General features: G+C 70.1%; 10 protein-coding genes. 6 read left to right on the top strand and 4 right to left on the bottom strand.

Annotated elements, in window-relative coordinates; translation table 11 throughout:
* Positions 1–92 precede the first annotated feature (92 nt).
* The gene (locus tag ACFYOU_RS11710; protein WP_389761095.1) at positions 93–338 is read left to right on the top strand and encodes a chaplin; all 246 of its coding nucleotides are present in this window, start codon (positions 93–95) and stop codon (positions 336–338) included.
* A 234-nt stretch (positions 339–572) separates the two neighbouring features.
* Positions 573–812: a chaplin family protein gene (locus ACFYOU_RS11715; protein ID WP_389761093.1), complete on the top strand. Its 240-nt coding sequence runs from the start codon at positions 573–575 to the stop codon at positions 810–812.
* A 110-nt stretch (positions 813–922) separates the two neighbouring features.
* On the opposite strand, the gene ACFYOU_RS11720 is transcribed toward ACFYOU_RS11715, so the two are convergent.
* On the bottom strand, positions 923–1,717 hold the full coding sequence (locus tag ACFYOU_RS11720; protein ID WP_385496246.1) for a hypothetical protein: 795 nt from the start codon (positions 1,715–1,717) through the stop codon (positions 923–925).
* A 119-nt stretch (positions 1,718–1,836) separates the two neighbouring features.
* Here ACFYOU_RS11720 and ACFYOU_RS11725 point away from each other — a divergent pair, with 119 nt between their 5' ends.
* From ACFYOU_RS11725 to ACFYOU_RS11735, 3 genes are all read left to right on the top strand, one after another.
* Positions 1,837–2,628, top strand: a complete 792-nt coding sequence (locus ACFYOU_RS11725) for an ABC transporter ATP-binding protein (protein WP_387002854.1) — start codon at positions 1,837–1,839, stop codon at positions 2,626–2,628.
* A 163-nt stretch (positions 2,629–2,791) separates the two neighbouring features.
* Positions 2,792–3,220, top strand: coding sequence for an NfeD family protein (locus ACFYOU_RS11730; RefSeq protein ID WP_387002856.1), 429 nt, complete (start codon positions 2,792–2,794; stop codon positions 3,218–3,220).
* Between the two features lie 206 nt (positions 3,221–3,426).
* Entirely contained in the window at positions 3,427–4,371 is a 945-nt protein-coding gene (locus ACFYOU_RS11735) for an SPFH domain-containing protein (protein WP_385496243.1), read from the top strand.
* A 51-nt stretch (positions 4,372–4,422) separates the two neighbouring features.
* On the opposite strand, the gene ACFYOU_RS11740 is transcribed toward ACFYOU_RS11735, so the two are convergent.
* From ACFYOU_RS11740 to ACFYOU_RS11750, 3 genes are all read right to left on the bottom strand, one after another.
* A complete protein-coding gene (locus ACFYOU_RS11740; RefSeq protein ID WP_391304943.1) occupies positions 4,423–4,956 on the bottom strand; it encodes an HNH endonuclease in 534 nt (177 codons plus the stop codon).
* Between the two features lie 236 nt (positions 4,957–5,192).
* On the bottom strand, positions 5,193–5,732 hold the full coding sequence (locus ACFYOU_RS11745; RefSeq protein WP_391304944.1) for a YbhB/YbcL family Raf kinase inhibitor-like protein: 540 nt from the start codon (positions 5,730–5,732) through the stop codon (positions 5,193–5,195).
* Positions 5,733–5,781: 49 nt separating this feature from the next.
* Positions 5,782–6,564 carry a sporulation protein gene (locus tag ACFYOU_RS11750; RefSeq protein WP_389761086.1) on the bottom strand — a complete coding sequence of 261 codons (783 nt, stop codon included), beginning with the start codon at positions 6,562–6,564 and terminating at the stop codon, positions 5,782–5,784.
* Positions 6,565–6,708: 144 nt separating this feature from the next.
* Between ACFYOU_RS11750 and ACFYOU_RS11755 the strand changes: the two genes are divergently transcribed.
* Positions 6,709–7,353 (top strand): DNA-3-methyladenine glycosylase, encoded by a 645-nt coding sequence (locus ACFYOU_RS11755; protein WP_389761084.1) that lies wholly within the window; start codon positions 6,709–6,711, stop codon positions 7,351–7,353.
* Positions 7,354–7,720: the final 367 nt, after the last annotated feature.

Genomic DNA, 7,720 nt, shown 5'->3' on the forward strand with positions numbered 1-7,720 from the left:
GTCACTCGAACGGCGTATCCCTCATGCCGTGCGCCCCGTTCATCCGGGTGTGTCGCGACGATCGGTCGCGGCGGACCAAGGAGGAACGAGAAGTGAAGAACCTGAAGCGTGTCGCGGCCGTGACGATGGTGGCCGGTGGACTGGTCGCCGCCGGTACGGGCATCGCCTCCGCCACCGGTGGCGCGCACGCCGGCGGCCAGGCCGTGCACTCCCCGGGCGTCGGCTCCGGCAACGTCGTGCAGGCCCCGATCCACGTTCCGGTGAACGTCGTCGGCAACACCGTGAACGTCGTCGGCCTGCTGAACCCCGCCTTCGGCAACACCGGCATCAACCACTGAGCCGGCCCGCCCCCCGTGTGATCGGCCCCGTCATGCCGGGGCCGATCGCACGCCGGTCCGCGGAACCCCGGTGACCGGATCCGCCCCCGCCGACCCGCAGTCCGACGGTCCGTACATGTGCCTATTACTCCGATCGGGCCGAACGCCGTGGCACCCCGTGTCGTCGTCGGGGGGCGCACGTTCTCAGCGTGCGACCCGCGGCCGGGTCGCCACGCTCACCCAGGAGGAACATCCATGAAGATTGCGAAGAAGGCCGTCCTGGCCGTCGCCGCCGCCGGCATGGCCGCCGGCGCCTCGGCCGGCGCAGCCGTCGCCGACGCGGGTGCCGGAGCCGTCGCCGCCCACTCCCCGGGCGTCGCCTCGGGCAACGTCGTCCAGGTGCCCGTCAACGTTCCCGTGAACGTCGTCGGCAACACCATCAACGTGATCGGCCTGCTGAACCCGGCGTTCGGCAACACCGGCGTGAACCAGTGACCTGAGGTCACGCACGGCTGACGGCGGCCTCCGAGACCCGTGGTGGTTTCGGAGGCCGCCGCCGTCACCCGTACGGCCCCGCGCCGACCCCGGGCGCCGGGGCGCGCGCCTCAGCCGCTCTCCCGAGCCTCCACGTACGCGTTGTACGCCGCCACCTGCGCCCGCCGGGCCGTCCGCTCCACCGGCCGCAACACCGCGTCCCGCGCAGCCAGTTCGGACGCGCTGACCGCGCCCCCCGTCCGGTGCTCATGGGCGTGCTCCTCGGCCACGGACACCAGCAGGCCCACCCGCTGCGCCAGCTCCAACACCCGTACCGCGCGCGGCGGGTACCCCGGCGCCAACAGCTCGCGCCCCCGCTCGGCCCGCGCCCGGTACGCGTCCACCGCCGCCTCCGCCACCGGACCCGCGCCGGCCACGTCGAGCCGCGACAGCGCCCCGGTGGCCTCGCGCAGGGCCTCCGCGAGCTCCCGCTCCGCCTCCCCCAGCGAGGGCACGTCCGCCGGCGGTGCCTCCCGGACCGGCCGGCACCGCCAGAGCACGTCCACCCGGACGTCCCCGGCGGGCCCCGCCTCGAACACCTCCGGCACGAACCCCAGCGCCGCGCCCCGACAGATCACCGCCTCCCCGGCGTCCAGCGCGGCCTCGTTGAACTCCGGCGGGCCACTGAGCCCCAAGGGGTGACCGGGCGCCGGGAGCGCCACCCGGAGCCCGGTCACCCCGAGCACCCGCAGCCGACCCAGCGCCAAGGTCAGCCCGACGGGTCCGACCTCCCCGGGAATCCCTTCGACCCGGTGCGCGGTGTCCTCACCCACCACCGCCTCCACCGCGTCATCCGGTGCGACAAACCCGGCCAACAAGGCATTTCCCCAGGACGTCAACCGTCCGGAACGTGGTTCTGCAAACATGCGACCACCCTAAGGACCGACCACGAGCACGGCGTGCCCGACAGGTGGCGTAGGTTTTATCCGGGGGCTGCGTCCACCGACGCACGCGACAGCCGAACTGCATGGGAGACAACGCGCTCATGAGCGATGTACTGGAACTGGTGGACGTATCAGTGGTCCGCGAGGGCCGGGCACTGGTGGACCAGGTCTCCTGGTCGGTCAAGGAAGGGGAGCGTTGGGTCATCCTGGGCCCCAACGGCGCCGGCAAGACCACCCTCCTCAACGTCGCGTCCAGCTACCTCTTCCCGAGCAAGGGCACGGCCACCATCCTCGGCGACCGGCTCGGCCGGGTCGACGTCTTCGACCTGCGCCCCCGCATCGGCATGGCGGGCATCGCGATGGCGGAGAAGCTCCCCAAGAACCAGACGGTCCTCCAGACCGTCCTCACCGCCGCCTACGGCATGACCGCGGGCTGGCACGAGGACTACGAGGAGGTCGACGAGCAGCGCGCCCGCGCCTTCCTCGACCGGCTCGGCATGAGCGACTACCTCGACCGCAAGTTCGGCACCCTGTCCGAGGGCGAACGCAAGCGCACCATGATCGCCCGCGCCCTGATGACCGACCCCGAACTGCTCCTGCTGGACGAGCCCGCCGCCGGACTCGACCTCGGCGGACGCGAGGACCTGGTGCGCCGCCTCGGCCGCCTCGCCCGTGACCCGATCGCCCCGTCCATGATCATGGTCACGCACCACGTCGAGGAGATCGCCCCCGGCTTCACCCACGTCCTGATGATCCGTCAGGGAGAGGTGCTGGCCGCCGGCCCGCTCGAACTCGAACTCACCTCCCGCAACCTGTCGCTGTGTTTCGGCCTTCCGCTCGTCGTCGAGCAGCGCGGCGACCGCTGGACCGCCCACGGGCTGCCCCTCTCCTGAACCCCCGATCCGTCCCGAACGCCCCACCGGCCCCCTGCGTCACTCCCGTTCACCGGTCGGGGCGCCCGGCACGGCCCCGAACCCGCGCGCCACGTCGACGAGCGCCCGATCTGCCCGGTTAAGAGCCCTGCCGCAACGCTCCCCGCGGTCCTACCATGACCCTGTGGACATCGATGCGTGGGTGTGGTGGCTGATCGGCGCGGTGGCGCTGGGGATTCCGCTCGTGATGACGGCGATGCCGGAGTTCGGCATGTTCGCGGTCGGCGCCGTCGCCGGCGCCGTGACGGCAGCACTCGGCGGCGGCATCGTCCTCCAGGTCGTCCTCTTCGTCGCCGTCTCCGTGGCCCTCCTCGCTGTGGTGCGGCCCATCGCGGCCCGGCACCGGTCCCAGACGTCCGGATCCGCCACGGGGATCGACGCCCTGAGGGGACGTCAAGCCGTCGTGACGGAACCGGTCGACGGCAGCGGCGGCCGGATCAAACTCGCCGGCGAGATCTGGTCGGCCCGCTCCCTCCACCCCGAACAGTCCTACGCGGTGGGGGAACAGGTCGACGTGGTGGAGATCGATGGCGCCACGGCCGTCGTCATCTGACGCCCCACCGGGCCGCCCCACGAACGGGGGACCGACGGACCCCGCGAACCGGCAGGCCCGTCCGTCGGAACGGGCCCACCGGCTGGCCGGAACGCCCCACGGACCGGCCGACCGTCTGACAGACTCGACCGGAAAGATCTTCAAGTAGCCGGACAATCCTCCGATCGTCCACACACGCCGAGGCAAGAAGGGTACGGGGAGCCACGATGGGACCGATCGTCATCGTCCTGATCATTCTGGTGGTGCTGGTCTTCATCGCCCTGATCAAGACCATCCAGGTCATTCCACAAGCGAGCGCCGCCATCGTCGAGCGGTTCGGCCGCTACACCCGCACCCTCAACGCGGGTCTCAACATCGTCGTCCCGTTCATCGACTCGATCCGCAACCGGGTCGACCTCCGCGAACAGGTCGTGCCGTTCCCTCCGCAGCCGGTGATCACCCAGGACAACCTGGTCGTCAACATCGACACGGTCATCTACTACCAGGTCACCGATGCCCGCGCCGCCACCTACGAGGTCGCCAGCTACATCCAGGCGATCGAGCAGCTCACCGTCACCACGCTCCGCAACATCATCGGCGGCATGGACCTGGAACGGACCCTCACCTCCCGCGAGGACATCAACGCCGCCCTGCGCGGCGTCCTCGACGACGCCACCGGCAAGTGGGGCATCCGCGTCAACCGCGTCGAACTGAAGGCGATCGAGCCGCCCACCTCCATCCAGGACTCGATGGAGAAGCAGATGCGCGCCGACCGCGACAAGCGCGCCGCCATCCTCACCGCCGAGGGCATCCGCCAGTCCCAGATCCTCACCGCCGAGGGCGAGAAGCAGTCCGCCATCCTGCGTGCGGAAGGCGAATCCAAGGCCGCGGCCCTGCGGGCGGAGGGCGAGGCCCAGGCCATCCGCACCGTCTTCGAGTCCATCCACGCCGGTGACCCCGACCAGAAGCTGCTCTCCTACCAGTACCTCCAGATGCTCCCGAAGATCGCCGAAGGCGACGCCAACAAGCTCTGGATCGTCCCCAGCGAGATCGGCGACGCACTCAAGGGACTCTCCGGCGCCTTCGGCAACCTGGGCGGCGGCATCCCGACCCCGAACATCCCGAGCCCCGCGACCCCGACCGAGCGCCGCGAGAACCCCTCACTCGACTGACCTCGAAACCACCGGCCCCGGGGGCGCCCCCTGCGCCCCCGGCGGCACGTCCTACGCGGCGGAGGCCCGCACCGGGCCCGAACTCCGGGACGCCCCCGTGAGCCACTCCGGCAGGACCTCCTCGTTGAGGCCCAGCGCCAACAGCATCGCGTCCGCCGGACTCGGCTCGAACGGCTCCCGCAACAACGGCATCCCCGCCTGCTCGGGCGTGCGGTCGGCCTTGCGGTGGTTGTCCTCCGCGCACGAGGCCACCGTGTTCAACCAGGAGTCCGCCCCGCCCCGCGACCGGGGCACCACGTGGTCCACGGTCGTCGCCCTGCGCCCGCAGTACGCGCACCGGTGCCGGTCCCGCACCAGCACTCCCCGCCGTGACCACGGAGCCCGTCTTCGGAAGGGCACCCGTACGTACCTGCACAGCCGGATCACCTGCGGCGCCGGAAGCTCCACGGCCGCCGCACGCATGCGCAGTTCGGGGTGGGACTGCTCCACGACCGCCTTGTCCTGGAGCACCAGGACGACCGCGCGGTGCAGCGTCACCGTCGACAACGGTTCGAAACTCGCGTTGAGGACCAGCGTGTCACGCACTCCGCCCACCTCCCGTACGGACCGGCCCACCCCCCTGGCGGGCTGGGATCAACTCTGGCCGGGCCCGACGAGATGGACAACGCAATATCCGCGGGTACCCGGGACTGCTGACTCCAGCGGCACGACCGTGAACCCCTCGGCCCACGGCACGAAAATGCCCGCCCCTGATCACTTCCAAGACCAGAGGCGGGCAAACGTCACATGAACCCTGACTTCAAGGGGCCGTCCGGTGGACCTCAGTCCACCCCGGGATCGGCGTACTCACCGATCAACTGCGCCCGAGCCAGGGCGTGGAACCGCAGGTGGAAGCCGACCACCGCGGGGGAGGCGTCCCCGTCCGGCCCCAACGTCTCCTGGTCCACCGCGTACACGGTGAACACGTACCGGTGCGCCCCGTCCCCGGGCGGCGGCGCGGCGCCCCCGAAGTCCTTCGTCCCGTAGTCGTTGCGCACCTGCACGGCCCCCGCGGGCAACCCCGCGAAGGAACCGCTCCCGGCGCCGGCCGGCAGTTCGGTCACGGAAGCGGGGATGTCGAACACCGTCCAGTGCCAGAAACCGCTGCCGGTCGGCGCGTCCGGGTCGAAGCAGGTCACCGCGAAACTCCGGGTGTCCGCCGGGAAACCCTCCCACCGCAGGTGCGGCGAACTGTTCCCGGCCGCGTACACCTGAGCGTCCTTCAGCACTCCGCCCGGTTCGACGTCCTCGCTCACCACCGTGAACGAGGGCACCACCGGGTGGAAGTCGTGCGGGAGCGGCGGCCTCTGGGGCTCGGTCACCTCGGTACCTCCTGGATCTCTGCGTACGGCAACACGTCCGGCGTCGAGCCTAGAACCAGTTGCGCTTGCCGCCGACCTCCGACAGCCAGCGGTTCAGGTACTCCGCCCAGTCCGTCCCCCGGTAGTCGTCCAGCGCCACCTTGAAGGAGCGGTAGCTGTCGCTGCTCTCCACGAACAGACCCGGCTTCTTGTCCATCTCCAGGACGACGTCCATCCCCACGCGGTCCGTGACGAAGCTCAGCTCGACCTGGTTCAGCCCGCGGTACTGCTGCGGCGGCAGGAATTCGATCTCCTGGTAGAAGGGGAGCTGCTGTCGCGTCCCCCGGATGGCGCCCCGCTCCATGTCGGCACCCTTGAAACGGAACCCGAGCTGCGCGAACGCGTCCAGGATCGCCTGCTGCGCGGGCAGCGGGTGTACGTGGATCGGGTCGAGGTCGCCGGAGTCCACGGCCCGGGCGATCTCCAGCTCGGTGGTCACCCCGATGTTCATGCCGTGCAGGTGCTGGCCCCCGAAGTGGGTGATCGGGGTCTCCCAGGGGATCTCCAACCCGAACTGCACCGCGTGCACCGCACCGGCCTGGAGCTCGAAGGCCCCGCCCAACCGCTGCTTGGTGAACTCGATGTCCTGCTTGTACTCCTGGTCGTTGCTCTCCACCTCGACCCGGGCCTGGAGGCCGACCGAGAGCGCCTCGATCTTCTGGTTCACCGAGCCGCCCTGGATGCGGACCTCACCCTGCACCACTCCGCCGGGCACCACATTGACCTCGGTGAGCACCGTCTCGACCGAAGCACCACCGGCGCCCAGACTCGCGAGCAGCTTCTTGAACCCCATGACTCTCCTTCCCAGGCTCAGCGCCTGTGACGATTGATCCTCGACCCATACCAACGCGTACCGGCCACGAGCGGTTCCGAACCGCGCCCCTGTCCGGTCACCGGCCCGTTCTACCGGACACCCCGTGCACTACGCTCGGAGCGCATGATCGAGCCACCCCCCGACCGTAGGCCGTTGCCCCGGGACTTCTTCGACCGCCCCGTACTGGACGTCGCCCCGGACCTGCTCGGCCGCACCTTGGTACGGAACTCGCCGGACGGCCCGATCGAACTGCGCCTCACCGAGGTCGAGGCGTACGCGGGGCCGCTCGACCCCGGTTCCCACGCCTACCGCGGCCGTACCGCACGCAACGCCGTGATGTTCGGCCCGCCCGGGCACGCGTACGTCTACTTCACCTACGGAATGTGGCACTGCCTCAACCTGGTGTGCGGTCCCGAGGGCTCTGCGAGCGGCGTCCTGCTCCGGGCCGGCCGGATCGTCGAGGGCGCACCGCTGGCCCGCACCCGTAGGTTCTCGGCCCGAAACGACAAGGAACTGGCCAAAGGGCCGGCCCGGCTCGCTACCGCGCTGGACATCGACCGGGCCCTCGACGGCACGGACGCCTGCGCGGGCCGGAACGCCCCGCTCTCCGTGCTCGGGGGCACCCCGCCCCCTCCCGACCAGGTGAGGAACGGACCCCGCACGGGGGTGTCCGGTGAAGGAGGGGTTCATCCCTGGCGTTTCTGGATCGACGGCGACCCCACGGTCAGCCCCTACCGCGCCCATGTGCCGCGCACGCGCCTAACTTGACTCCCCTCTGGCCGATCCGTAACGTAGCCCGAGCCGCTTGAACCGGGTACGGCGTTCAGCCAGTAGCCCGAAGCGGCCAACCACTACCTACGACAGCCCCTCAAAGGGCGTGAATTTCGCGTGCCGAAATTCGTGCCCATGGGTACTCGATTATGAGTCCCCGAGGGAATCGGTTAACGTAGTGAATGTCGAAAGGCCGCAAGGCCAAAAGGCAAACAGCAGGAAATCCCGCCGGCCGGGAATCGGGTCAGAAAAGATCTGATAGAGTCGGAAACACCGAAGGGAAGCGCCCGGAGGAAAGCCTCAGCCGAATGGCTGGAGTGAGTACAAAGGAAGCGTCCGTTCCTTGAGAACTCAACAGCGTGCC

It is taken from the genome of Streptomyces sp. NPDC005955, assembly GCF_042871255.1.
In the GTDB taxonomy this organism is placed as follows: Bacteria; Actinomycetota; Actinomycetes; order Streptomycetales; family Streptomycetaceae; genus Streptomyces.